Source organism: Arthrobacter vasquezii, from assembly GCF_029455255.1.
GTDB classification, from domain to species: Bacteria; Actinomycetota; Actinomycetes; order Actinomycetales; family Micrococcaceae; genus Arthrobacter_D; species Arthrobacter_D parietis.
Genome location: NZ_JAROKN010000012.1, coordinates 1 through 25,956, shown reverse-complemented (window position 1 = coordinate 25,956; position 25,956 = coordinate 1). Strand labels below are relative to the sequence as shown.

23 protein-coding genes, 2 tRNA genes and 1 pseudogene are annotated in these 25,956 nt (G+C 59.1%); 10 read left to right on the top strand and 16 right to left on the bottom strand.

Features of this window, described 5'->3' with window-relative positions:
• Positions 1-93: 93 nt before the first annotated feature.
• Together P4U43_RS07025 and P4U43_RS07020 are read right to left on the bottom strand one after the other, a co-directional pair.
• Entirely contained in the window at positions 94-726 is a 633-nt protein-coding gene (locus P4U43_RS07025; protein ID WP_318533010.1) for a rhomboid family intramembrane serine protease, read from the bottom strand.
• A 240-nt stretch (positions 727-966) separates the two neighbouring features.
• Complete coding sequence (locus P4U43_RS07020; protein WP_056545617.1) at positions 967-1,509, bottom strand: peptidylprolyl isomerase; 543 nt, start codon at positions 1,507-1,509, stop codon at positions 967-969.
• Positions 1,510-1,662: 153 nt separating this feature from the next.
• On the opposite strand from P4U43_RS07020, the gene P4U43_RS07015 reads away from it, so the two are divergent.
• Positions 1,663-2,466, top strand: a complete 804-nt coding sequence (locus P4U43_RS07015; RefSeq protein ID WP_277358076.1) for a hypothetical protein — start codon at positions 1,663-1,665, stop codon at positions 2,464-2,466.
• Positions 2,467-2,576: 110 nt separating this feature from the next.
• Positions 2,577-3,413, top strand: a complete 837-nt coding sequence (locus tag P4U43_RS07010; RefSeq protein WP_277358075.1) for a glycosyltransferase — start codon at positions 2,577-2,579, stop codon at positions 3,411-3,413.
• Positions 3,414-3,467: 54 nt separating this feature from the next.
• Here the strand turns inward: P4U43_RS07010 and P4U43_RS07005 are convergent.
• From P4U43_RS07005 to dnaA, 11 genes are all read right to left on the bottom strand, one after another.
• Positions 3,468-3,540, bottom strand: a tRNA-Ala gene (locus P4U43_RS07005).
• Between the two features lie 45 nt (positions 3,541-3,585).
• A complete protein-coding gene (locus P4U43_RS07000; RefSeq protein ID WP_235563158.1) occupies positions 3,586-3,702 on the bottom strand; it encodes a DLW-39 family protein in 117 nt (38 codons plus the stop codon).
• Between the two features lie 40 nt (positions 3,703-3,742).
• Positions 3,743-3,816: transfer RNA gene (locus P4U43_RS06995), tRNA-Ile, on the bottom strand.
• A gap of 82 nt (positions 3,817-3,898) precedes the next feature.
• Positions 3,899-4,432, bottom strand: coding sequence for a DUF3566 domain-containing protein (locus P4U43_RS06990; protein WP_056545612.1), 534 nt, complete (start codon positions 4,430-4,432; stop codon positions 3,899-3,901).
• A complete protein-coding gene (gene gyrA, locus P4U43_RS06985) occupies positions 4,429-7,062 on the bottom strand; it encodes a DNA gyrase subunit A (RefSeq protein ID WP_277358074.1) in 2,634 nt (877 codons plus the stop codon). Before gyrA ends, P4U43_RS06990 begins: the two co-directional genes overlap by 4 nt.
• An 82-nt stretch (positions 7,063-7,144) precedes the next feature.
• Positions 7,145-9,199 carry a DNA topoisomerase (ATP-hydrolyzing) subunit B gene (gene gyrB / locus P4U43_RS06980; RefSeq protein WP_404800710.1) on the bottom strand — a complete coding sequence of 685 codons (2,055 nt, stop codon included), beginning with the start codon at positions 9,197-9,199 and terminating at the stop codon, positions 7,145-7,147.
• Positions 9,200-9,447: 248 nt separating this feature from the next.
• Positions 9,448-10,005: a DUF721 domain-containing protein gene (locus P4U43_RS06975; protein ID WP_277358073.1), complete on the bottom strand. Its 558-nt coding sequence runs from the start codon at positions 10,003-10,005 to the stop codon at positions 9,448-9,450.
• A 25-nt stretch (positions 10,006-10,030) separates the two neighbouring features.
• A complete protein-coding gene (gene recF, locus P4U43_RS06970; protein WP_277358072.1) occupies positions 10,031-11,212 on the bottom strand; it encodes a DNA replication/repair protein RecF in 1,182 nt (393 codons plus the stop codon).
• A 17-nt stretch (positions 11,213-11,229) separates the two neighbouring features.
• Positions 11,230-12,117, bottom strand: a complete 888-nt coding sequence (gnd, locus tag P4U43_RS06965; protein WP_056545603.1) for a phosphogluconate dehydrogenase (NAD(+)-dependent, decarboxylating) — start codon at positions 12,115-12,117, stop codon at positions 11,230-11,232.
• Positions 12,118-12,158: 41 nt separating this feature from the next.
• Complete coding sequence (gene dnaN / locus P4U43_RS06960; RefSeq protein ID WP_277358071.1) at positions 12,159-13,283, bottom strand: DNA polymerase III subunit beta; 1,125 nt, start codon at positions 13,281-13,283, stop codon at positions 12,159-12,161.
• A 454-nt stretch (positions 13,284-13,737) separates the two neighbouring features.
• The gene (dnaA, locus tag P4U43_RS06955; protein WP_277358070.1) at positions 13,738-15,141 is read right to left on the bottom strand and encodes a chromosomal replication initiator protein DnaA; all 1,404 of its coding nucleotides are present in this window, start codon (positions 15,139-15,141) and stop codon (positions 13,738-13,740) included.
• Positions 15,142-15,595: 454 nt separating this feature from the next.
• On the opposite strand from dnaA, the gene rpmH reads away from it, so the two are divergent.
• The 8 genes from rpmH (at position 15,596) to P4U43_RS06915 (ending at position 21,493) form a co-directional block, all read left to right on the top strand.
• The gene (gene rpmH / locus P4U43_RS06950) at positions 15,596-15,733 is read left to right on the top strand and encodes a 50S ribosomal protein L34 (RefSeq protein ID WP_022892375.1); all 138 of its coding nucleotides are present in this window, start codon (positions 15,596-15,598) and stop codon (positions 15,731-15,733) included.
• Positions 15,734-15,798: 65 nt separating this feature from the next.
• Positions 15,799-16,173 (top strand): ribonuclease P protein component, encoded by a 375-nt coding sequence (rnpA, locus tag P4U43_RS06945; RefSeq protein ID WP_277358069.1) that lies wholly within the window; start codon positions 15,799-15,801, stop codon positions 16,171-16,173.
• Complete coding sequence (gene yidD / locus P4U43_RS06940; protein WP_277358068.1) at positions 16,170-16,523, top strand: membrane protein insertion efficiency factor YidD; 354 nt, start codon at positions 16,170-16,172, stop codon at positions 16,521-16,523. Before rnpA ends, yidD begins: the two co-directional genes overlap by 4 nt.
• Positions 16,524-16,536: 13 nt before the next feature.
• Positions 16,537-17,499, top strand: coding sequence for a membrane protein insertase YidC (yidC, locus tag P4U43_RS06935; protein WP_277358067.1), 963 nt, complete (start codon positions 16,537-16,539; stop codon positions 17,497-17,499).
• The gene (locus P4U43_RS06930) at positions 17,496-18,053 is read left to right on the top strand and encodes a Jag family protein (protein WP_277358066.1); all 558 of its coding nucleotides are present in this window, start codon (positions 17,496-17,498) and stop codon (positions 18,051-18,053) included. Before yidC ends, P4U43_RS06930 begins: the two co-directional genes overlap by 4 nt.
• Before the next feature lie 34 nt (positions 18,054-18,087).
• Positions 18,088-18,726, top strand: coding sequence for a 16S rRNA (guanine(527)-N(7))-methyltransferase RsmG (gene rsmG, locus P4U43_RS06925; RefSeq protein ID WP_404800709.1), 639 nt, complete (start codon positions 18,088-18,090; stop codon positions 18,724-18,726).
• A 97-nt stretch (positions 18,727-18,823) separates the two neighbouring features.
• Positions 18,824-19,933: a ParA family protein gene (locus tag P4U43_RS06920; protein WP_277358065.1), complete on the top strand. Its 1,110-nt coding sequence runs from the start codon at positions 18,824-18,826 to the stop codon at positions 19,931-19,933.
• A 93-nt stretch (positions 19,934-20,026) separates the two neighbouring features.
• The gene (locus P4U43_RS06915) at positions 20,027-21,493 is read left to right on the top strand and encodes a ParB/RepB/Spo0J family partition protein (RefSeq protein WP_277358064.1); all 1,467 of its coding nucleotides are present in this window, start codon (positions 20,027-20,029) and stop codon (positions 21,491-21,493) included.
• Between the two features lie 1,949 nt (positions 21,494-23,442).
• On the opposite strand, the gene trxA is transcribed toward P4U43_RS06915, so the two are convergent.
• The 3 genes and pseudogenes from trxA to P4U43_RS06900 all read right to left on the bottom strand — a co-directional run.
• Positions 23,443-23,766: a thioredoxin gene (trxA, locus tag P4U43_RS06910; RefSeq protein WP_277358063.1), complete on the bottom strand. Its 324-nt coding sequence runs from the start codon at positions 23,764-23,766 to the stop codon at positions 23,443-23,445.
• Between the two features lie 21 nt (positions 23,767-23,787).
• Complete coding sequence (trxB, locus tag P4U43_RS06905) at positions 23,788-24,822, bottom strand: thioredoxin-disulfide reductase (protein ID WP_277358062.1); 1,035 nt, start codon at positions 24,820-24,822, stop codon at positions 23,788-23,790.
• 117 nt (positions 24,823-24,939) lie between these two features.
• Positions 24,940-25,956 (bottom strand): annotated as a pseudogene (locus tag P4U43_RS06900) (hypothetical protein); the annotation flags it as partial.

The following is a 25,956-nucleotide window of genomic DNA, read 5'->3' as shown; positions in this document are numbered from 1 at the left end:
GGCCGTTTCTGAAATCCGTGGGTTCTGCTTATCCACACCTGTGGAATTACATGTGTGTAAGTTTTCCCCACTGGGGATAACCCTTGTGGAAAACTAGGCGGGGAACGTCACCAGGCTTGCACCGACAAACGTAAGAACAAGGAAGACAACCGTCAGCGCGGCCAGTCCTGACCACTGGATCAGGGAGCGCTTCGAACTCCGCGGCGTGTAGGCGATGATGGCCGCGGCAGCGCTTCCGGCCATCAGACCGCCAAGGTGTGCCTGCCAGGAGATTCCCGATACCACAAACCCGAGGACGGTGTTGATTGCAATGAGCACAACCAGTTGCCGTACGTCACCGCCACGCCGCCTCTGCACAATGAGCATGGCCCCGAAGAGTCCGAACACCGCCCCTGATGCCCCGACAACGCCCTGCAGCGGATTGGTCAGCAGGAGTACCGCCACCGATCCGCCGAAGGCAGCGATCAGGTACAGGGCGAGGAATCTTGCCCGCCCCAGCAGGGGTTCAAGAGCCTGTCCGATGATCCACAGCGCATACATATTGAAACCGATATGGAGCAGGAATCCTGTGGAGTGAAGGAACGCGGCGGTGATCATGCGCCAGGGTTCCGGAGTGATGATGCCGGAGGTATAGATTCCTGCGTACGCCAATAGGTCCGTCACCCCGGGGATGGCTAGTTGGGCCAGGAACAACGCTACGCAGGCTCCGATGAGCGAAAAGGTCACCAGCGGTTTCCCTTGCCGCACTGTTCCGCCGAAGATGGTGCGCGTGGCCGGACTGTGGCGCTGTGCGTCACGCACGCAGTCGACGCACTGAATCCCGACGGCCGCCGGACGCTGGCATTCCGGACAGGCGGGCCTGCCACATCGTTGACACCGCACATAACTCACCCTGTCCGGGTGGCGTGGGCATACGGGAACGTCCTCATCCGGCTGGCCCGCCGGGATTCCATAGGTCATACGGTGCTAGGCCTGCTCGATGGTGATGCTGTTGATTACGACATCTTCGAGAGGCTTATCGCGTCCATCGGTGGGGATCGAGTTGAGCTGGTCGACGATGGCGCGGGATGACTCGTCCTTGACCTCGCCGAAAATGGTGTGCTTCCCCTGCAGCCACGTGGTGGGAACGGAGGTGATGAAGAACTGCGAGCCGTTGGTTCCGCGGCCATTCTGCAGGCCGGCATTGGCCATTGCCAGCTTGTAGGGAGCGCTGAAGTCAAGGTCGGGGTTGATCTCATCGTCGAACTTGTAGCCCGGGCCGCCGATGCCCTGGCCAAGGGGGTCGCCACCTTGGATCATGAAGTCTTTGATGACGCGGTGAAAAATGGTGCCGTCGTAGAGCGGTGCGTTGGTCTCTTCGCCCGTGCTGGGGTGAGTCCATTTTATCTCACCGGTAGCGAGGCCCGTGAAGTTCTTGACGGTCTTCGGGGCGTGGTTGCCGTAAAGCTCCACCTTGATGTCTCCAAGGCTGGTGTGAATAGTTGCGTGTGCAGTAGCTATAGCTGTCATGGGATCCATTCTTTCACGCACACCCGTGGTATCTCCCGGAACGACCACGTTCCGCGTACAGTGAAAAAGCTGTGAAACCAACGCACGGATAGCATGGACCTCGGGATAGCACGTAGGCTGACTAACAACAGTCACTATCCATGGGAGGTAGTTGTGAAGAAATCCGAAAGCGTTGTCCGCAGCCTTGAGAACAACGTTCTGATGGGCGTCGGAACGGCACGGGATTGGGCCGCTCCGCGAGTGGATGCCGCCAGAGAATGGGTGACGCCGCGAATCGAGCGAGGAATCGAGACGGCCTCGCCCAGGATCCAGCAGGGCGTGAACCGGGCAACACAGGGTCTCTCAGACGGCATAGCCGTCGTCACCCCTAGAATTCAGGAGAGCCTGGACCGCGTAGGTCCGCGCATCAACCAGTTCGTCGACGGCACGGCGCCCCGCATTCAGGGCACCCTGGACCGCGCAACCCCGGCCATCCACCACGCGCGCGACCGCGTCGTGAGTGAATACATCCCGGCTGTGTCATACCGGCTTGGTGATGCCGCAGATTCAGCGTCGCGTACTTTGGCTGCTGCTACCATCCCGGCTGGAGTTGCCGGTGTGGTGACCAAGGTTACCGGTGACAAAAAGGCCGTAAAGAAGTACCAGAAAGCAGCCGTTGTCGCCGCCCAGCGCGCCGCGAAAGACCTCAGGCGAAGCAAGCAGCGCAAGGGCGGGAAGGGCTGGCTGATTGTCGGCATCATCGCCGCCGCCCTGACAGCTGGAGTTGCCATCTGGCGCGCTTCACAGCCTGTGGAGGATCCCTGGAAAACCCCAGCTCCGGTTGAACCGACTCCTGTTGCAGACATTGCGCACAATGAAGAGGCCAAGCAGGCTGTGAACGACATCAAGGAAGCCGCTGACCGCGCAGCCGAAAAGTCGGACGACGGCGCCGGCGCACCCAAGGGTCCCGCCGTCTAGGTTCGTTGACGCCCCGCAAAAAGCGGGAAAGGTCCACCTATCGGAGGATCTTTCCCGCTTTTTTGATGTCTGGGGTCTTAGTCTGACCGGCCGGTGATAGATTTACGGCCGTGCACACCGCGAAGCCGTCCGTGTCGATAGTCATCCCGGCGTACAACGAAGAAAGCGTCATCCGCCAGTGCCTCGTCGCGGCCATCTATCAGTCAATGCCGGCACACGAGATTCTGGTCGTGAACAATCGCTCTACTGACCGCACTGCCGACATTGTCCGTCAGATGCAGCTCGAATACCCTGAGAGCCCGATCCGCCTGCTGGAGCAAGATGACAAGCAAGGTCTCATACCTACCCGAAACTATGGGCTGAACCACTCAACAGGAGACGTACTAGGCCGAATTGATGCCGACTCCGTCCTGGAACCCGACTGGGTCGAAACCGTTCAGGCAGGCTTCAGCGATCCAACCGTAGCCGCCGCGACCGGACCGGTTGTCTACTATGACATGCCGATGCGGCGGTGGGGGCTGAAAGCGGATGACAAGATGCGTCAACTCGTGCTGAAGCTCGCACGTAACCAGTACCACTTTCTCTTCGGCTCCAACATGGCGCTTCGCAGGACGGCATGGGAACAGATCCGTGAGTACACCTGTCTTGATGAAAAGGACGAGATGCATGAGGACATAGACCTCTCTCTTCACCTTGCAGAACAGGATCTGATCATCCGGTACATCCCCGGCATGGTGAGCGGGATGTCAGCCCGGCGCCTCGAGAATTCGCCCAAGGACTACCGCTATTACGTCACAAGGTTCGACCGCACCTACCGAGCGCATCAGATTGACAAGAAAGTTCTGAAAATTCCGATGCTGATCTTCATGTCGATCTACTACCCAGCGAAGGTGTTGCGTGCCGTGCACACCGCGCGTGCAGCCCGAAACACAGCGGCGAACCGTTAGCCACCGTTAACAGACAAGAGCCCCAGTCTTTCGACTGGAGCCCTTATCTTTCGGTGGAGGCACGGGGACTCGAACCCCGAACCCCCTGCTTGCAAAGCAGGTGCGCTACCAATTGCGCCATGCCCCCGTAAAACGGAACCTGATCAGTATACCCCGACCAGGCGGTGAAGTTTTACTCGACTGGATCAGTCGCGCTGCTCCACACTTCTTTTTCCTTCTCGGACTCCTGCCACCGTTTGTAGGCGAAAACTCCTGCAACAGCAGCTGCCGCTACCAGCAACTTCTTCACAGTGCTCCTCCTTGCAGTTGCCTGCCGGTTTCACGATCCGTGGGCGTACCAGGACTTGAACCTGGGACCTCTTCGTTATCAGCGAAGCGCTCTAACCGCCTGAGCTATACGCCCCCGTACCTCATCGGGCCGAAATACGACTTTACAGTAGGGCCTCAGCGATCCACAAATTGAGGCCCGCATCGATTTCGGCAGATCAGTCGTCCGTCAGCGTCACGCCGATTCCGCCGACAAGGGTCGATGAAATGTTGTAAAGAACCGCCGAAAGCATGGCCAGGGCGGTCAGAAGCACTACATTCACGACGGCGATGATGGTGGCGAACGAGACAACCTGACCCAGAGATGCGAACTGGCGCAGATCAAAGCCGGCTCCCTCTGATCCAGCGATCTCTCCAAGGAGCTGGTTCACCCGATCAAAGATCCCAGTGAGGTCTAGCACAGTCCAAATGACGATCGCCGCAACCACCGTAACAATGCCCAGCGCCACAGAAAGCAGGAATGACATTTTGAGGACGGACCACGGATCGATCTTGCTGACCAGCAGACGCGCTTTGCGAGCCTTGGCCTTCGGTGCGGGTTTGACCAGCCCAGGACGGTTTCCCGCCGGCCTTGCGCCTGATGAAGCCGGACGCTGGGTGGGCCGCGCGGGCGGGTTGACCCGAGGTCCGCCGCCCGACGACCGCACAGCGCTGCCCGCAGTCGTGCGCGGATTTGAGTTGGCAGAACTCACTCGGAACCTCCAATATCGCTTGACTCAGCCTCCGGCTCAGCCGTTTCTTCTGACGACAACGGTACTTCATCAGGAGCAACCGGCGCAGATTCAGTGTCATCCACACCCATTACCGGAACTTCCTCATCCACCGTGAGTCCACGTTCCGTGTTGCGGGCAACAGCGATGATCCGGTCCGACTTGTCCGGCTTCGCGAAAATCACGCCCATGGTGTCACGGCCCTTCGCCGGAACGCCGGCCACCGATGACCGCACCACCTTGCCGCCGCCCATAACAACGAGGACTTCGTCTTCTTCCTGCACGATGAGGGCCCCAACCAGATCGCCGCGCACGTCAGCAAGCTTTGCTACCTTGATGCCCAGGCCACCACGGCCCTGCACCCGATACTCATCGACCTTGGTCCGCTTCGCGAAGCCGCCCTCGGTCACGATGAACACGTAGGAGTCATCACTCACGACGTTGGCCGCCAGTAGCTCATCCTCTTCCCGGAACTTCATGCCGGTCACTCCCGAGGTAGCCCTGCCCATCGGGCGTAACGCCTCATCGGTGGCACTGAAGCGAAGTGACTGCCCTTTCCGGGAGACCAGCATCATGTCGTCGGTTTCGGACACAAGCTGAGCTGACACCAGTTCATCACCGTCACGCAGGTTGATGGCGATAACACCCGCGGACCGGTTGGTGTCATAGTCCTCGAGGCGCGTCTTCTTGACCAGGCCGCGTTTGGTTGCCAGCACCAGGTAAGGGGATTGCTGGTAATCGCGCAGATCAAGTACCTGCGCAATGGTTTCGTCAGGCTGAAATGCCAACAGGTTCGCTACATGCTGACCTTTGGCGTCGCGTGCCGCTTCCACAAGCTCGTACGCCTTCGCGCGGTAAACGCGCCCAAGGTTGGTGAAAAACAGCAGCCAATGGTGCGTCGTGGTGACGAAGAAGTGTTCGACGACATCGTCGCCGCGCAACTGCGCCCCACGGATACCCTTACCGCCCCGAGCCTGCTGGCGGTAGTTATCACTACGAGTCCGCTTGACGTAACCACCTCGGGTGATGGTGACCACCATCTCCTCTTCAGGGATGAGGTCTTCCATGCTCATATCGCCGTCGTACCCCATGAGAATCTCGGTGCGGCGGTCATCACCATGCTTGTCGACGATCTCCTGCAACTCCGTAGAGACGATTTCTCGTTGCTGTACCTCGGAGGCAAGGATTTTTTTGTACTCGGTGATTTCGGATTCGAGCTTGGCATGCTGATCCTGGATCTTCTGTCTCTCCAGGGCGGCGAGCCGCCGCAGCTGCATGTCCAGAATCGCCTGAGCCTGGATCTCGTCAATGTCCAGCAGACCCATCAGCCCATTGCGTGCGTCCTCTACGGTCGAAGATCTCCGGATAAGGGCGATCACGTCATCGAGGGCGTCGAGTGCCTTGAGCAGTCCCCGCAGAATATGTGCGGCTTCTTCCGCTTTCCGCAGGCGGTACCTGGTTCTGCGGACAATGACTTCGAGCTGATGCGTCACCCAGTGCCGAATGAAGGCATCCAGGCTGAGGGTGCGGGGGACCTCATCCACGATCGCCAGCATGTTGGCGCTGAAATTGTCCTGGAGCTGCGTGTGCTTGTAGAGGTTGTTGAGCACTACTTTGGCCACGGCATCACGCTTCAGGACAATGACCAGGCGCTGGCCCGTGCGGCCCGAGGTCTCATCCCGGAGGTCGGCGATCCCCGAAACCTTCCCGTCCTTGACGAGATCGGCAATCTTGATCGCCAGGTTGTCCGGATTGGCCTGGTAGGGCAACTCGGTTACGACCAGGCAGGTACGACCCTGAATTTCCTCCACGTTGACCACGGCGCGCATGGTGATTGAACCGCGGCCTGTCCGATAGGCGTCTTCAATACCCCTGTGGCCAAGAATCTGCGCTCCGGTAGGGAAATCCGGTCCCTTGATGCGCTGGATGAGCGCCTCAAGCAGTTCTTCCTTGCTGGCAGTCGGGTTCTGCAGATACCACTGCACACCGTCCGCCACCTCACGCAGGTTGTGCGGCGGGATGTTGGTTGCCATGCCGACGGCAATACCGGAGGATCCATTGACCAGCAGGTTCGGGAAGCGCGCCGGCAGGATGGTGGGTTCCTGGTTTTTTCCGTCGTAGTTGTCCTGGAAGTCGACAGTCTCTTCGTCGATGTCGCGGACCATCTCCATGGCCAGCGGTGCCATCTTGGTCTCGGTATACCGGGGGGCTGCCGCGCCGTCGTTACCCGGCGATCCGAAGTTCCCCTGCCCAAGGGCCAACGGGTACCGCATGGTCCAGTCCTGGATCAGCCGGACGAGTGCATCATAGATAGCGCTGTCGCCGTGCGGGTGGTACTGGCCCATGACCTCACCGACAACGCGCGCACACTTGTTGAACGAGCGGTCGGGGCGGTAGCCGCCGTCGAACATTGCATAGAGAACGCGACGGTGAACGGGTTTCAGACCGTCACGCACGTCAGGCAGCGCGCGACCGACAATGACCGCCATTGCGTAGTCCAAGTAGGACCGCTGCATCTCGGTCTGCAGGTCTACCTGCTCGATACGGTCCGTCAGCACTGCACCTTCAATGGGCGTACCGCTCGGAACCTCAGGCGTTACTTCGTCACTCATCTAGTTCGTTCCATTCGTGAATGCGTGTCAGGACCCGGGCCAGCAGATAGCTGCGTGCCCGGCCGGGGCTACTCAATGACGCTCAGATGTCGAGGAACCGTACGTCTTTCGCGTTCTGCTGGATGAAGTTGCGGCGAGACTCGACATCCTCACCCATCAGTACAGAGAAAATCTGGTCGGCTGCAGCGGCATCATCCATAGTGACCTGCAGCAAGGTGCGGTTGTCAGGATCCATCGTGGTGTCCCAGAGCTCGGTGTAGTCCATCTCGCCGAGGCCCTTGTAACGTTGGATCCCGTTTTCCTTGGGGAGACGCTGGTTATTGGCAAGGCCCATCTTGATGGTTTCATCCCGCTCGCGGTCGCTGTATACGTAGGAGTGCGCAGCGTTGGACCATTTGATGCGGTACAGGGGCGGCTGCGCCAGGTACACATACCCATTCTCGATGAGCGGCCGCATGTAGCGGAAAAGCAGCGTCAGCAACAGCGTGGTGATGTGCTGACCATCGACGTCGGCATCTGCCATCAGGACGATCTTGTGATAGCGGGCCTTCTCGACGTCGAAATCCTCACCGATGCCGGCTCCGAAGGCGGTGATCATCGCCTGGACTTCGGTGTTGCTCAGCGCACGGTCAAGCCGGGCACGCTCAACGTTCAGGATCTTTCCGCGCAACGGGAGGATTGCCTGCGTTTCCGGATTGCGACCGCGAACGGCCGAGCCACCTGCGGAATCTCCCTCGACAATGTAGATCTCAGACTTCGATGGGTCCTTCGACTGGCAGTCCTTGAGCTTGCCCGGCATCCCGCCGGATTCCAGCAGGCCCTTCCGCCGGGTGGACTCCCTTGCCTTGCGCGCAGCCAGCCGCGCCTGGGCTGCCTGAATGGACTTGCGGATGACATCGCGGGCAGGCCCGGGATTACGTTCGAGCCAGTCACCCAACTGGTCCGTGACCACGCGCTGCACAAATCCCTTGGCTTCCGAGTTGCCCAGCTTGGTCTTGGTCTGCCCTTCGAACTGTGGTTCGGACAGCTTGACCGAGATGACGGCGGTAAGCCCTTCACGGATGTCGTCACCCGTGAGGTTGTCATCCTTTTCCTTGATGATGTTCTTCTCACGCGCATAACGGTTGATCAACGATGTCATAGCTGCACGGAAACCCTCTTCGTGGGTTCCACCCTCGTGGGTGTTGATCGTATTCGCGTAGGTGTGAACGCTTTCGGAATACGCCGTTGTCCACTGCATTGCCACTTCGACGGCGATGGAGCGGTCCGAATCCTCAGTCTCGAACGCAATGACGTCCTCGTGGATGATGTCAACGCGTTTCGATGAGTTCAGGTGCTTGACGTAGTCCAGCAAGCCGTTCTCATAGAGGTACTCGACATGGCGGTGCTTGTTCTCTTCGGACTGTTCTGCCTCGGCGTGGGCGGCGTCCGTAATTTCCTCGGTCTCCACCTCAGGCACGCGCTCATCCACAAGGCTGATCCGCAGGCCTTTGTTCAGGAAGGCCATCTGCTGGAAACGCGCCCGCAACGTCTCGAAATCGAACTCAACCGACTCGAAGATTGAGGCATCCGGATAGAAAGTCTGCGTGGTACCGGTCTCGGTGGTCTCCGGACCCTTTTCGAGCTTTCCGACAGGTTTTCCACCATCCTCGAAGGACTGCCTCCAGACGTGGCCCTGACGCTTAATTTCCGTGTTGACACGGGAGGAAAGCGCATTCACAACCGAAATACCCACTCCATGGAGGCCACCGGATACGGCATATCCTCCACCGCCGAACTTCCCGCCTGCGTGCAGGATAGTCATGACTACTTCAACGGTGGGTTTGCCCTCGGTCGGGTGCATATCAACCGGAATACCGCGGCCATTGTCGATGACGCGGACGCCGCCGTCAGCAAGCAGCGCCACCTTGATGTGGTCGCAGTATCCCGCGAGTGCCTCATCCACAGAGTTATCCACAACCTCATAGACAAGGTGGTGCAGGCCGCGGGGACCAGTGGACCCGATATACATACCGGGCCGCTTTCGAACCGCTTCCAGCCCCTCAAGGACTGTGATGTCGCTTGCGCCGTAACCTTTGGGTGCGCCGGCGCCGGTTTCCGGCAGTCCGGCAGATTCCACTTCGTTGTCGTTAGCCACTGACGCTGTCGACTCCTCGTTGTCCTAATGTTGCCCAGTCTCAGAATGAAGGCATCCCAAAAGGAATGCCTGCACCTGTCATTCTACCGTGCAGTGGCCGACAACGGAGCCTCAATTGCCCCCTAACGGCGAATAAACAGCTATTTAAGCTCTCAGCGGGGGGTCTTGTGGGGGCGTATACGTCCGCTGGGGTCCGCTCGGCGCTGCACGCCGCTCATCAGCGGATCCGCAGATAACCGGTCAGCAGGTCACCCGTAGGTGTCCCTGGGACCTCTGCCGGGAACCGATCGGCCCCCTTTTCGCCAGGACGGAGCCGACGGCCCGACAATTTTCATGGCCGTCACAACACCTGTGCCCAGCTCGTGTTCGAAGCGGCGTAAAAGGTCAGGGCTGATCAGTCTGAGCTGCGTTGCCCAGGCGGTGGAGTCGCAGCGCACGAGAACCGTTGTTTCGTGGAAGCTTTCGGGAGTACAGTGGCTGGCGATTTCCTGCCCGACCAGTTCCGGCCACCGCGCCATGACCGACCCCACGGCTACCGGCGAATTCCAGCCTCGCTCACTAAGGAGCCGCCCGAATACGGCCCCGACTCCCTGCGGATCCCTGCCGGTGTAGGACTCCTGACCTCTAGGATGATGAGCACCATTCCCAGTACGACGACGGCGGGCGGCCGGCGCGCGAAGATCACCACGCGCTGCAGACGCGTCACGGAGTCGATTCAACAACAGCCGCGGTGCATCCTGGGCAGGTGTTTCCCCGGCATCATCCGCAAGGGGTGTGCCGGCGTCGTCATTGGGTTGTGCCTTCATAACACCCGGCGCTGCACGATTATCTTCAGGCCGGTACTTCACTGAAGCCCCCCGGTACTACCTCGAACTGGCGGCCTGCCAACGCAGCAGGTACATCCGCTCCAACCGCAGCGGTCACCAGTACCTGTTCAGCTCCGACCACCACAGAGGCCAACCGCTCTCGGCGATCAGTATCCAGTTCAGCAAACACATCGTCGAGAATCAGGACTGGCGTGGATCCCGGGGTCTGATCATCATCGGTCAGGAGGTAGTACGAACCGAGGCGGAGCGCAAGCGCCATCGACCAGGTTTCGCCGTGCGAGGCATACCCCTTGACCAGGGCACGACCGAGCATGAGCTCCACCTCGTCGCGGTGCGGCCCCACCAATGAGATACCACGCTCGGTTTCGCGGCGCCGCTGCTCCCTGATTGTCGTCAAAAACCGCTCAGTGATGTGTTCAATGGAGAGCGTGCCGAGGTCTTCGGCCGAAGAAGGTGCCTGGCCGTCGTCGTCATCGGAAACCGGACCGACCAGGGACGAACGGTAAGCGGCTGTTGCAACTTTCGAGCCGTCGGTCAGCTCGCGATAGGCCTTTTGAATATGCGGCAGAAGTCTGGTCAGAACGGCGAGTCGGGCATGGAGGAGTTGTGAACCAACCGCCGCAAGGTGCTGGTCCCACACTTCCAAAGTGGCCTCATGCGCATCGGTCAGCCTGCGCCCCCGCAATGATTTGAGTAATGCGTTGCGCTGCTTCAAGACCCGTTCGTAGTCCGCTCGTGTGCCGGCATGATGCGGTACCAGCTGCACCATCAGTTCGTCCAGGAACCGGCGGCGGTTGGACGGATCTCCCTTGACGAGAGCGAGGTCTTCCGGTGCAAAGAGAACCGTACGCAGGATACCTGCGGCGTCCCGTGCCCGAACCGGGTTGGCCCGGTTGATACGGGCGCGATTGGCCCGCTCGCCGTTGATCTCCAGCTCCACACTCGTGGCTTGTGATCCGCGTACCAGGCGCCCACGGACCAACGCCCGCTCAGCGTCGAAGGCTATCAATGGTTTGTCGGAGCTCACCCGGTGGGACGAGAGGGACCCGAGGAAACCGATGGCTTCGACGATATTGGTCTTCCCGACGCCGTTTTGCCCGACGAACACCGTCACTCCTGGTTCCAGGGCGACCTCAAGCTGGGAATAACTACGGAAATCGGTCAGTGAGAGATGCTGGACGTACACCGTTGCTCAATCATTTTTCACTTGCGGGGAGGGCGTACGGCATGGCCGCCGAACTGGTTGCGCAGGGCCGCAACCATCTTCAGCGAGGGTGCATCCTCCTGCCGCGAGCTGAATCGGGCAAAGAGCGCAGCAGTGATGGCTGGTGCGGCCACTTCATTGGCAATAGCCTGCTCAACCGTCCACCGCCCTTCGCCTGAGTCCTCAACGTAAGCGCCAACCTGGGTGAGTTTCGGGTCTTCCTCGAGCGCCTTCACCAACAGGTCCAGTAGCCAGGACCGCACGACTGTACCCTTTTGCCATGCGCGGAACGTCCCGTGTACATCCTTGATGATGTCTTTTGCCTCGAGCAGTTCGTAGCCCTCGGCGTAAGCCTGCATCAGACCGTACTCAATCCCGTTATGCACCATTTTTGCGTAGTGTCCCGCACCGGTGTCTCCCACATGGACGAAGCTTTCTTCGCGGTCACCTTCCGGACGCAAGGCATCGAAGACCGGCATCACCCGTTCAACGTCCTCGGCAGCTCCGCCGACCATCAGCCCATATCCGTTCTCAAGGCCCCATACACCGCCGGAGACCCCACAATCAACAAAGGCAATGCCTTTGAGTGACAACTGCTCGCTGTGTTCCTGATCGGTACTGAACTTGGTATTGCCGCCATCAATCACGAGATCGCCCTCGGAGAGCTTCTCTCCCAACTCGGCAATCACCTGATCGGTAATCTTTCCAGCCGGGACCATGACCCAGACCACCCGTGGAGTGGGGATCGTAGCAATCAGTTCATCAAGACTTGCGACGTCGGATACATCCGGATTGCGGTCGTAACCGGAGACCTCAATGCCCTTGGAACGCAACCGTTCCCGCATGTTATGTCCCATTTTTCCGAGTCCGATTAGGCCGATGTGCAAAGTATCCTCCATGGGTTTCGGTGGGATGGACGGTCTCGCTGCTACTGGTTTGGCAACCTCACCGGCATCAACAAGTACCTGTAATCTTCCCGGTCAGCGCCGGTTGCCTCTTCCTGCGCCGAGATAACAGCGGGTTTGGGCGGGGTGGTGAAGGAGAACCGCACGAAGCGGCTGCTGAAGGCACCAAGACCTTCACTCAGGTAATGGGGGTTGAAGGCAACGGTAATGTCCTCGCCGTCCAGGGTAGCTTCGATGGCTTCGGATGCCTGGGCATCCTCACCCGTACCGGCGTCAAGTACCACCTGGCCCGCACTGAAAGCGAGGCGCACAGGCGTATTCCGCTCGGCCACCAAGGACACACGACGGACTGCTTCGACCAGCAAACTCGTCTCCACCGTTGCATGGATGGGTGTGCTGTCCGGGAATAGGGACCGGATTTTGGGGTAATCGCCGTCAACCAGCAAAGAGGTGGTTCGCCGGCCGCCACTTTCGAAGCCGATGAGTTCACTGTTGTCAGACAGCGCGATGTTGAGATCTCCGGATCCGCCCAGGGTCTTTGCCACTTCGCTCAGCGTCTTGGCTTTGACCAGGGCGCTGGTGGAGATTCCAGGGTTCGTCGGTTTCCAGGAGAGTTCACGCAACGCCAAGCGATAACGGTCGGTGGCGAGGAAGGTGATCAGGTCTTCCTCGATTTCCATCCGTACACCGGTGAGGATGGGCAGTGTGTCATCCCTGCTGGCAGCGATGATGACCTGAGAAACGGCTTCGGCGAAAGCATCGCCGTCGACGACGCCGCTGACCTCCGGCAGTGCTGGAAGTTCGGGATACTCCGCTTCCGGCATCGTCGCCAGGTTGAAGCGGCTGTTACGGCAGGTCAGTGTGACCTTGGATCCGTCAGTCTCTACCTCAACCGGTGCGGACGGAAGGCTGCGGCAAATGTCAGCGAGTAACCGGCCGGACACGAGAATGGTGCCTTCTTCGGCTACATCAGCGGCAATTTCCAAACGAGCTGAGATTTCGTAGTCAAAGCTGGCCAAGCTGAGACTGCCTGCACCCGCCTTGATCAACAGTCCCGACAGCACCGGTACGGGAGGACGCGGTGACAAGGAACGCGCCGTCCATGTGACGGCCTCAGCCAGGACATCGCGCTCGACTCGGAATTTCACTGAAGGGTGCCGCCTTTCGCGAGGTACATGGGGGAAGCCACTCGGCCTCGACCTGTCCGACGATTCTTTGCGGGCGAAGGAGGAGGCGTGAGCAAGCGTCAACTCTACTGAGTCACAGCTTAGCGCGACACAGCGGACAGTCTTGCCGGATGGCCTGGAGGGGAAATGTTATTTGGAACAGATCGATGGATTAAGGATCAGTAGTGTTAATAACTCCTGTGGATACTGTGGATAACCTTCCCAGTACTGGCATTTCCGCGGATTCTCCCTGTGTACAGCATGTGAGCTGAAGACGGAGAAGTACCAGGTGTGCTGTGCATGAGATAGCCGTAATTCAGCGGTCCACAGGCTTCCCTGGCGTTGTCCTCATTAACGTCCACGGGAATCCGGTAGTTATCCACAATTGTTTCCACAGATGTTAATTCACGCGCGGCTGAGGTATGTACCAAAGGTCCTATGAATCTTTCCGGTGGTGCTTTATCCGGTTGGTCAGTTCGGTCACCTGGTTGTAGATGGCCCGGCGTTCCGCCATGAGCTCGCGAATTTTGCGGTCAGCGTGGATGACAGTGGTGTGATCCCGTCCTCCCAGCTCTTGGCCTATTTTCGGTAGTGACATATCGGTCAGCTCACGGCACAGGTACATCGCAATCTGCCGTGCCGTGACCAGCGTGCGCGTTCGCGACTTGCTGCACAGGTCATCAAGAGTGATGTTGAAGTACTCAGCTGTCTGCGCCATGATCAGCGACGATGTAATTTCCTGGGCGCCGTCGTCACTGATCAAGTCCTTGAGCACGATCTCGGCCAGGTTCTTGTCCACCGCCTGGCGGTTCAGGCTGGCGAAGGCTGTTACGCGGATCAGCGCACCCTCAAGTTCACGGATGTTCGTGGAGATCTTCGACGCGATGTACTCAAGCACCTCATCGGGTGCGCTCATTCCTTCGCTGATTGCCTTCTTACGAAGGATGGCGATCCGGGTTTCCAGTTCCGGCGGCTGGATGTCAGTAAGGAGCCCCCACTCGAAGCGCGAACGCATCCGCTCCTCGAAGCCGGACAGCTGCTTGGGCGGAAGATCAGAGGTGATGACCACCTGCTTGCTGTGGTTGTGCAGGGCGTTGAAGGTGTGAAAGAACTCCTCCTGTGTACGGTCTTTGCCGGAGAGGAACTGAATGTCATCGATGAGCAGGATGTCGACGTTCCGATACGTCTGCTTGAAGCTTGTGCCTTCATCATCGCGAATTGAGTTGATGAAGTCGTTCGTGAATTCCTCGGAGTTTACGTAGCGAACCCGGATCCCTGTGTAGAGGTGGCGGGCGTAGTGGCCGATGGCGTGTAGCAGGTGAGTTTTACCCAGCCCGGAATCGCCGTAGATAAAGAGCGGGTTGTACGCCTTGGCCGGCGCCTCGGCGACCGCCACTGCGGCCGCATGCGCAAACCGGTTCGATGAACCAATGACGAAGGTGTCGAAGATGTATTTAGGATTCAGTCGCCCGAACTCATGGGAGTTGCTCGGTGGAGTGGGCGATGGCGTCTGGTCCCGCGGCGCACTTTCCTCCGGAATCTCTTCCGGTTCTTCTTCAATGATCGGAGTGAGTTCCGGATCAATGACGAACGCGCACTGGATATCCTCTCGGAAAACGTCTTTTAGTGCGTCATTGAGCTGGCTCTTCAGCTGACTCTGCAAAACTTCGCGGGTCAGTTCATTCGGAACGGCCACCAGCAGGGTTGTCCCGATGAGTCCCTGTGCCTGCGCCAGCACCACGAACCCACGTTGACGTGGAGATATCCGCTCGTCCTGTTCCAGGGTTCGGATGACCTTGCGCCAGGAGCTTCCTACATCATTGATCTCGTCTGTACTCACTCGCGTCCTCAGTTGTCAGTTCTTTTGAGCCATCTTGACCCCGTAGCAGGGTCAGTAATCCACAGAGTTATGCACAGTACGTGGATAATTGCGCCACCCGGCAACAGTAGACGATGAAAAGTACAGAGGATAGCTGGGCCCGCGCCTGTGGATAAGGTAGTTCCCGCGAGTGCCCGTAGGGTGCAGGAGCGGCCGGTTGTCGGCAGTTGTCCACACGGTTCACAGGACGCCGCGCGCTGTGTCGAAGCCGGTCGGTTTGACCGCCTTGTGTCCGGTGCCCTAACGTTATGTAGTCCTTTATGTCTGCATTTTGCGTGCCTCCATATGGTCAGCCAAGCGCTGAACAGTATGCTGTTGCACGCCAACGCAGATGTACTACAACTTCATTGCGCCAGTCCGTTCTTCCCCCTTGTTGCAACGGCAGCGCATGCCAAGAACGTTCTGGAGTATCACAGTGAGCAAGCGGACCTTTCAGCCGAATAACCGCCGTCGTGCCAAGAAGCACGGCTTCCGCCTTCGCATGCGCACCCGCGCCGGCCGCGCCATCCTGTCTGCGCGCCGCGGCAAGGGACGCACCGAGCTTTCGGCCTAGCATCAGTCAATCCGTCCGCCGGTGTTGTCTCAACTGACAACGCCCTGACCGTCCCGGAGCTCCAGGTGCTTCCTATCGCCCACCGAGTTCGGACGGCCACAGATTTTTCACATACCGTTCGTTCCGGTACCCGTTCGGGGTGCCGGAACTTGGTGTTATATGCGGTCGGAACCGGAGCCGGTAGGCCTTCGCGTTTCGGTTTCATTGTGTCGAAAAGTGTGGGGAACGCGGTAACAAGGAACCTCGTTAAGAGGAGACTGAGAGAAGCAGCAGCGTCAGCGCTGGTGAAGCGACCGGTCGGAGTAGATGTTGTCGTACGTGCACTGCCTTCGGCGGCTTCGGCGGGTTGGCCCGAGCTCAGTTCCGATTTTGAACGATGCCTGGCATCGAGTGTGAAGCGGTTCAGCAAGGACGGCGGCAGAAAGGGAGACGGCAGATGACACGGGATCATTCGCCGTCCAAACTCTCCGGGCTGTTGTCGCTGCCACGTTTCATTCTTATCGGCATCCTTGTTGGCTACCGCCGCTTGATATCACCCCTCTATGGACCGGTATGCCGATTTTTCCCCTCCTGCTCGGCCTACGCACTTGAAGCTGTGACCGTCCATGGTGCTGGAAAGGGTTCATGGCTAGCTGCCAGGCGGCTCTGCCGGTGCCATCCCTGGAACGACGGCGGCGTGGACCACGTGCCGTCTGGTGGGCGACGCTTTGCACCCGGTGAGGAACCACAGATTGTAGTGCTGAATCACCCGGTGATTCCTGCAGACGAGGAAAGCCGCCCAGCGGCCTGAGGAGCAACAGATTATGGATTTCTTCGAAACGATTCTCCTGCCCTTCCGATGGCTGGTGTCTTGGGTCATGCAGGCTTTCCACGAGGGATTCACCTTCCTCGGGATGGACGCGGCGTCCGGCTGGACCTGGACGCTGTCCATTGTTGGCCTGGTTGTGGTCATCCGAGCCGCATTGATCCCCGTCTTCGTGAAGCAGATCAAGGCCCAGCGCGGGATGCAGGCGCTGCAGCCGGACCTTCGGAAGCTGCAGCAGAAATACAAGGGCAAGACGGATCAGCTTTCGCGTCAGGCAATGACGCAGGAGCAGATGGCACTGTACAAGAAGCATGGGACAAACCCGTTTGCTGCGTGTCTGCCGATCCTGATCCAAATGCCGTTCTTCTTCGCTTTGTTCACTGTTCTGAACGGTGTATCCACCGCAAGCGACAATGGTGAGGGTATCGGTGCTCTGACCGTCGACGATGTGCAGCAGTTCGATGCTGCCGAGATCTTCGGTGCGCCCCTCTCCTCCTCCCTGCTTCACGGGTTCGGTACTGAGGGACATACCTCAGTGGTGGTCCTTTCGATCATCATGATCCTTGCCATGACTGCCTCGCAGTTCATCACGCAGAAGCAGATCATGGCCAAGAACATGTCCGAAGAGGCCATGCAGAGTCCCTTCATGCGGCAGCAGAAGATCATGCTGTACATCCTTCCGCTGGTCTTCGGTGTTGGTGGAATCAACTTTCCGATCGGTGTGCTCATCTACTGGACCACTACCAACCTCTGGACCATGGTTCAGCAGTTCTACGTGATCAGGCGGATGCCTACTCCGGGGTCCCCGGCGGCGAAGGCCCTGGCCGAGCGTCGCGCAAAGAAGGGACTGCCCATGGTTCCGTTGCTCGGCGAGAAGAAGAGTGAACCGGCAGTCGAAGTTGTTGCTCCACCCAAAGCTCAACGAGTACAGCCTCAGCGCAAGAACAGGAAACGCAAATGAGCACTGACAACATGCAGGAAGAATCTCTTCAGACAGTTGTTGGGGACGCCGGCGCCCAGGACGCAGGAGACCAAAATGAAGCGACCTCAGCGGAAGACGAGGGCGACGTCGCCGCGGACTACCTGGAGGAACTCCTGGACATAGCGGATCTAGACGGTGATATCGACATTGAGGTGCGAAATGGGCGCACCTACATCTCGATCGTGTCGGAAGAGAATGAAGCACGGGGACTTGAAGCTCTTGTCGGTCGGGATGGGGAGGTTCTTGAAGCACTCCAGGAACTGGCACGGCTCTCGGTGCTTACGTCGACGGAACACCGCTCACGTCTTGTTCTGGATATTGACGGATTTCGTGAGGCCCGTAACAAGGAGCTCCGCGAGATCGCCGAACAGGCAGTAAGTACGGTCAAGGAAGGCGGCACAGAGGTAGCTCTCGCGCCGATGTCTGCATACGAACGCAAAATCGTCCACGACATTGTTGCGGATCTGGGCATGGTCAGCGAGTCCGAGGGTGAGGGGTCACGGCGCCACATCGTAGTGTCAGCCGGATCCTGACATCCCGTCTGTCTTTCCCAAAGGAGGGATTGCCTTGACGATTGAGATCAGCACGAAGGAACTTCTTGCTGCGCGCACCATCTTCGGTGACGACCTTCCGCTTGCTGAGCGCTTCGTACACCACTTGGCTACGTCAGGGATCGAGCGAGGTCTCCTCGGACCTCGCGAGTTGCCGCGCTTGTGGGACAGGCATGTCCTTAACTGTGCGGTTGTCGGTGAACTGATTCCAGAGGCGTCTCGCGTTGCTGATGTCGGTAGTGGTGCCGGCTTGCCTGGGTTGGCTCTTGCCATCGCCAGACCGGACGCTGCATTCCTCCTGATTGAGCCCCTCGAACGAAGAGTGAACTGGCTTCGCGAGGTGACCGAGGATCTCGGCCTGAAGAACGTGGAGATTTTTCGCGGTCGCGCTGAGCAAGCTATCGGAAAGTCTGACGTAGATGTTGTTACAGCTCGCGCTGTGTCCGCGCTGTCCGGGCTCGCCTCGCTCACCCTGCCACTCCTTAAGGGTCCGGGAGAGGTCCTCGCCATCAAGGGGCGAAGCGCGGGTGAAGAAGTAGAGAAGGCGGCGAAGATCATCCGCCGTTTGGGTGGAAAGTCGACGCGCGTTGAAACAGTGGGTGGCGATCTCCTTGACGAACCGACGACGGTAGTCCGTATCGTCGTCGAACGCTGATCTCCTCTCTAGAGGGAAGTTCCACCACACAAGGGATTGCCTGCCGGGGTATGGGGCCTACACCCGATAACCTAGAGTGGAACACCCGGACCGGAAAGTGAGCAAAACGCTTGTGACGAAAGATTCTGCCATGCGACGCGAGCAGCCTACGTCGATGATGGGTTCGTCCTTGGCAATCACTATCGCCGATATTCAACCCGAAGTGTTTTCGAACCCGACAAACACCGGCATCGTTTCACGTGAAACGGGCCGCACGGGCGGGACAAGTGATTCAAGTCAGGCCACCAGCGTGAAATCTAATGGAAGTACCAGGAACGTCATGGATGTTCTCGACGACAGCACCCCTTTGGCGCGTGAGCTTGCGTCGGAGAACCGGCGACGCGAGAAGCTACTGGGGCGCTCTTTGCCTCGGCCGGCCGAGACGCGTGTGCTTACCGTCAGCAATCAAAAGGGCGGCGTCGGCAAGACGACGACAACAGTGAATCTCGCGGCAGGTCTCGCCTCCTCCGGCTTGAACGTTCTTGTTATCGACATCGACCCGCAAGGAAACGCCTCTACCGCTCTGGGCATTGAGCATCATGCCGAAGTGGACAGCATTTACGATGTCCTGATCGATGACCTTCCACTGTCGAGTGTGGTGGCACCGTGCCCAGATGTTCCAAACCTAATCTGCGCGCCCGCGACAATTCACTTGGCCGGCGCTGAAATTGAGCTCGTCTCGCTGGTGGCTCGTGAGCAGCGGCTGCGGCGTGCCATCGATCTGTATGCGAAAGAGCGTGCGGAGAATGGTGAGGACCGTTTGGATTTCATCTTCATCGACTGCCCGCCAAGTCTCGGTTTATTGACCGTCAATGCTTTTGTAGCGGCTCGTGAAGTCCTTATACCCATCCAGTGCGAGTACTACGCTCTAGAGGGTTTGAGCCAGCTTCTGAAGAACATCGAGATGATCCAGAAGCACCTCAATGCTGATCTGGTTGTGTCTACGATCCTTCTCACCATGTACGACGGCCGAACTAATCTGGCCGCGCAGGTGGCTGCCGAGGTTCGCGAGCACTTCCCCCACCAGGTCTTAAAAGCGGTTGTTCCCCGTTCTGTGCGGATATCAGAGGCTCCCAGCTACCAGCAGACAGTACTTACCTATGACCCATCATCGAGTGGTGCACTGTCCTATTTAGAAGCGGCCGCTGAAATAGCGGAACGCTCCTAGAGCGCCTGCGCTGTATAGCGCATCCCCCACAGTAGACTGAACGCGTTATCAATCGCTGCAGTTTGTCTGCTCTCCTTTGAGAGGAACCGTTTCATGCCTGAGAAGCGTAGGGGTCTAGGTCGAGGACTTGGCGCGCTCATACCGAGCAGCGCAGAACAACAGGATGGAAACGCAGGCAGTACTAGCACGAGGGTCACTGAGCGCGGGCGTCCAGTTGACCTCTTCTTCCCCACCGGCGCATCTAATGGCGCCGGTGATCGCTCAAGTGATGGCGGAGAGCGGGATGAGCCGTCGCAGTCGTCTACGCGATCGTCGATTAACAAGGAGGCGCTGACCGCGCCCTCGAAGCGACAGACCGGACGTAACCAGGCAGGGCTCAAGAAGCAACCGCCGAATAGGGCAGCAAAAGCCAAGCCGGAACCCACTGGTCAAGGCACTGTTGCAACACCGGCTGATTCGGCGATTGATGATCAGAAGACAGACCAGATCGGCATCACGGCGGAGCCTGCTCTGGATGCAGCGGGTTTGCAGACAAGCCCCGGCGAGGCGACCACCTTGGCGGCATCTGACGCAGTTGAGTTGCAGCGCCCGGCCGCGAAGGAACCTTCCCCTGTGTCCCGAGTTGAAGGGGCGTCGCCGGGCTCCGAAGCCGAGCCGGGCGAGGATAAGACGGGTATCGTCGACGCCGGAACCGATACCGCTGATGACGTTCCACCCGATGACGTTTCACGTGAAACGCTTCGCGAGGTGCCGGGAGCCCGTTTCGCCGAACTCCCGATTGACTCCATTCACCCTAACCGGAAGCAGCCCCGTAACGTCTTCGACGAAGACGAGATGGCTGAGCTGGTGCACTCTGTCCGTGAAATTGGTGTGCTGCAACCGGTAGTGGTTCGTGTCTCCCCTGAGGGTGGAGAACAGAACTACGAGCTAGTGATGGGCGAGCGTCGTTGGCGAGCATCAAAAGAGGCCGGCCTTGAAACCGTTCCAGCAATCATCCGCGATACCACGGACGATGATCTTCTCCGGGATGCCCTGCTGGAAAACCTGCACCGTAGTCAACTCAATCCACTTGAGGAAGCTGCTGCGTACCAGCAGCTTCTCGAGGACTTCGGTTGTTCTCAAGAGGAGCTGGCGGTGCGCATCGGGCGTTCCCGACCGCAGATCTCGAACACATTGCGGCTGATGAAACTGCCACCGCTCGTGCAGCGCCGCCTGGCAGCTGGCGTGCTCAGTGCTGGGCACGCGAGGGCGCTTCTCGGACTGTCCGATCCAGCTGAGATGGAGAAGCTGGCACAACGGATCGTCGCTGAGGGTCTATCCGTCCGGTCCACAGAAGAGATCGTCGCCATGAGTGACGGTCTGCGCCGGCCATCGAAGCCAAGTAGTCCGCGAGTTGGCGCGCGACATGAGCGCCTCGATTACCTTGCTACCTCTCTGTCCGATCGGTTGGACACCAGTGTCAAGATCACACTGGGCGCAAAAAAGGGACGGGTGAGTATTGAGTTCGCGAGTGTTGACGACCTGAACCGAATCATGGGGGTACTCGCACCGACTCCATAATGGACGGAACGGTCATAGGTTACGAAAAGGCGTCGTTTGCGTGGAAGTTTCACGTGAAACGGCGCCTTTTCGTGGTCAGACTGGTGCTGCCGAGGACGGGTCGTTTACAGTTGCGAAGTCCGTTCGGGCCAGATCTGCGGTTCCACCTGCGCTGAAGGTGTAATCAGGGGTTGATGACTCCGCGTAGCATTCGCACGGTCCGTCGAAGTCATCGCCGCATACAGCGGCGAATCACGCTGAGGCCACGCGACCCCTATGGGCGCGCTATATGCTACTGCTATCTGGGTTGGAAGGCGTTTGGTGTTTAATGGTCCCTGCGCTGGTCAAAATTGGCTGAAGGTAGGACCGGGGTTTGAAACAGAGAGCTGTCTACCGTACCCACCCGGTTGCTGGTGGTACCGCTCGCACCTTTGCACGATGGGCTAGTTGACGACTGCGTGGCTGATGGCACCGGATACGACGGCGGAGGAAAGTGTCACGCGGAACTCCGAGCACTCGTGGCGAGCCTCTGCATTGTAGGAAATTGCTCGTGCAGGAGTGCCAAGGAACGAACGGTTTCACGTGAAACACCGGTACACCGGAATGCCATCTCGGTGAGCGGCTGTTGCGAAGGGCGGGCGACCCGAGGGCGACGGGCGGGCGACAGGCACGGGCACTACGCGGTCGGCGTCATTAACGAGTTGCCGATTGGCTTAACCGATTGAATTGTTCAGCGGCGGTATTGGTGCGTGTTGCCGTTGATTCAGGCTACGGGCGGGCAGCTTCCAGCTCTATGCTGTCGGAGCAAGCCGTTTCACGTGAAACGCGCGATACTACTGACGGATGCAATGTGACGATGCGCTATGCGGCTCCGGTTGTGGCCATGTCGCGCGTTGCCATGTGCCCTGGCTCCTCGCCAACCGTTCTATTTTCTTACTCACTCGCTTCAGGGAAAGTAGACCGTAGCCCAATTGGTATGAGTGTCTGCGTATGAGTGTCCGCGGGTGCTTCAGAAGTATCGCCGAAGACAACGTTGCTGGAGGCTGAGGCGGGTCGTTTCGTGCAGTCTGCGCTCGGGGACCCCAATGGCCACCACGGCGCCCACGTCCCGTATTTGCCGCCTAGCCTTTGAAGACCTGTAACTTGCAAACCGGCACGACCCCGTCGCTACACGTTTGGAGTCCCAGTTTCACGTGAAACTCGACCGAATGAGTGCCTGCGTGACGCTGTTGGGAGCTAGGCCTGGAACTGCCTGGATCCGTTCCGAAGGACGGGCAGCTCGATTGAGCGCGAAGCTCTGGGGCAGCAAGCCTAACGAAGGCCGGCCCCGGATAGCTCCTCGGGATCGAGCTGCCACCGACGCGCGAGCGGGGCTAAGTCGCGATGGGTTGTCGATGGTCCGGCTTCATGAATCAGGAAGTCCGAAGGTTTCACGTGAAACCGCCGGTTTCCCTATCTGACCTGGCTGGTGACGCCGGCGGGTGTGTTCTTGGACGGACGTTAGCGCCCTGTGAACAGAGTCGGCATCTGCGATCAGAGCACCGATTCCCTTTGGCTTTTGGTGGGTCGCCTTGTAAGTACCTGACCGCTCGCGCGTTCCACGTGAAACGTACCGGCCAGCATCGGGCGGCTAGCCAGTGTTGGCGCGGGACTGCCGCTGACATCCAGGACGCTCAGGAGATAGAGGACCTGTCGGACAAGTCCTCGGGCCAGCGTCTGCTATCGGTCCACAGCAGACCGGGGGCGGGATACGATTTTCGGTGAGCCGTTGGCTGAGTTGAAGTTGTAGTGGCCCGCGGCCAAACACACTCCCGCTACTAAAGCTCCGTGCGCATGCAGATTGTGTCCCACGTGAAACATTGATCTCGTGGACATCAGCGTCTGGAAACTATCGGGAGGTGGCACCGCAATCTCGTGCACGAAAAAGCCGGGGCCCGATTGGGCGGCCCGGCTTCTTCTGATCCGCGTTCTTAGAGGAACTGTGCAAACTCCTGTTCCAACACCTGCTTTGGCTTGGCACCAATTGAGGTAGCCGCCACTTCCCCGTCCTGGAAGACGTACACAGCGGGAATTGACGTGATCCCGTACTTCGCCGCCGTGGCAGGGTTGTCATCAACATTCAGCTTCACGACATCGATCTTGTCGGCGTGCTCTGAAGCGATGTCATCAAGGATTGGCGATAGTTTACGGCAGGGGCCACACCACTCGGCCCAGAAATCAACCATTACGGGTTTCGAAGCGTTGAGTACGTCGGCTTCGAACGAACTGTCAGTAACTTCCTTTGCATCGCTCATATCTCTACTCCTTTTCGAGGGTTATACGGAAGCGGTCTCGGAGACTTCTTCTGCTACCGGTGTCGGTACTTCAGCGGCTGTCTGCACAGTGTCTCCCAGATCAGCGAGGTAGTGCTCGACATCGATGGCAGCAACACAGCCGGAACCGGACGCCGTGATGGCCTGACGGTACGTCGGGTCAATGACGTCCCCGGCTGCAAACACACCGGGCAAGGAGGTCTTGGATGTCCGCCCGAGAACGGCAATGGTTCCTTCACCTGTCAGCTTGAGCTGATCTTTGACCAGGTCGATCCGAGGGTCGTTGCCGATCGCCACAAACACTCCAGTGACAGCTAGTTCCCGGGAGGAATCGTCGACGGTGCTCGCGAGCGTCAGACCGGTCACCTTGTCGGTGCCATGGATAGCTGCCACTTCCGCGTTCCACTCGAAGCGGATCTTCTCGTGAGCCAGTGCGCGGTCCTGCATGATTCGTGACGCGCGGAGGGAATCACGCCTGTGGACCACCGTAACCGAGCGGGCGAACTTGGTCAGGAAGAGTGCCTCCTCCATAGCTGAGTCACCTCCGCCGATAACGGCAATGTCCTGGTCCTTGAAGAAGAACCCGTCACAGGTGGCGCACCAGCTGACTCCGTGACCGGAAAGTCGCTTCTCATCTTCGAGGCCGAGTTCGCGGTAAGCGGATCCGGTGGAGATGATGACCGCACGAGCCCTGAACGTCTCACCGGTGCCGATGGTAACGGCTTTGACGTCTCCAGAGAGGTCTACCGACGTCACATCTTCAAAAAGGATCTCAGTTCCAAAGCGCGCTGCCTGCTTCTCGAAGTTCTCCATGAGGTCAGGGCCCATGACACCGTCGGGGAATCCCGGGTAATTCTCGACGTCAGTCGTATTCATCAATTCGCCGCCAGCGGTCACCGAGCTGGCGATCAGCAGCGGTGAAAGATTGGCCCTTGCTGTGTAGACCGCGGCGGTGTATCCAGCGGGACCGGACCCTACGATGATGACGTCGCGGATATCGCTTGGCGAATTGCTGCCGTTGTCTGTCTCAGTGCTCACGGGTTTGATGAACCTTTCTATCGGTGAGAGCGATCGAACCTTCAGTCCAGTCGCGATCATTTGCAATAACGACAGGTCAACTGCCGTTATTCCGTGTCCCGGGCAGAGGGGTAGTCGCTAGGAGATGTTGATCTCGGCGATACGCATTCCCCATGGGTACTGTGCCTGAACGTTGGAAAGCCTGGGGAGCTGAGTGAAATTTACGATCACATACTGCGCTGTGGCAGGAGCACCATCGACCTGCGGCACATTGAACGTCACCGACGGTCCGGTGAAGCCCGACTGCGCCACCTGGGTAGCGCCCTCAAGTGTCGGCTCATCATTCAGCAATACACTGAAGCTGCCGCCCGAGCTGTTCAGTTGTTCAATCTGAATTTCCGAGATGCTGGATGGCTCTTCCAGTTCCACCACGAGCGCAAGGTTCTGAGCGAGCCCGCCGAAGGTTTCGTTTGCGTAGACGAGGCTGCCCCAGAAGCTTGCAGGGTTATCGTCGATGATTGCCCCGAGGTCACCGTCGGTCTGGGAGTTGAGCTCGGGATTATCCGGCACCAGGCGAGTGACGCTTGTGGCGACCGGGGGTACCAGCTCCGGTGTCGGTGTTGCAGAGCCTGAGGCGGACGGAGAGGGAGCCGCGCTGTCCGTGGGTTCGACGGCACTCTCCGTCGTTGCGCTCTCGTTGGCGACAGGCGGGTCGAAGATGGGCCGCAATTGGGTGACAGCGAGGACGACCGCACCGACAATTACAAGAGCGAGGACAATACCCACGAGCAAGCGCGTGAAGCGGGGATTGTTCTCGCGATCTTCATCCTCGTCGTAATCCTCGTACGGGCCGTCGTCGTCATACTGGCTACCGGCAGCGGTAGCTCCGCCCGCAGCAGCGGCGGGGAAACGCGACGCCGGCCGCTGGGATGATGATCGGTCTTCCGGGCGGTCGTAATCGTCTTCGGACCAGGCCGTGACTTTCGCCCGCTCGTTCCGCTCGTCAGCCGGGATAGCCCGGGGAGGGGCGCTCGGTGGCGGTGGAACACTCGCATTGCCTCCGACGGGGCGGGATGCCGAGATGTCCTGCGGTGCAGTGCCTGGATCTGCCTGTCCGGACGCGGCGGCAGCACCCGCAGCAGCTCCGCCGGCGGC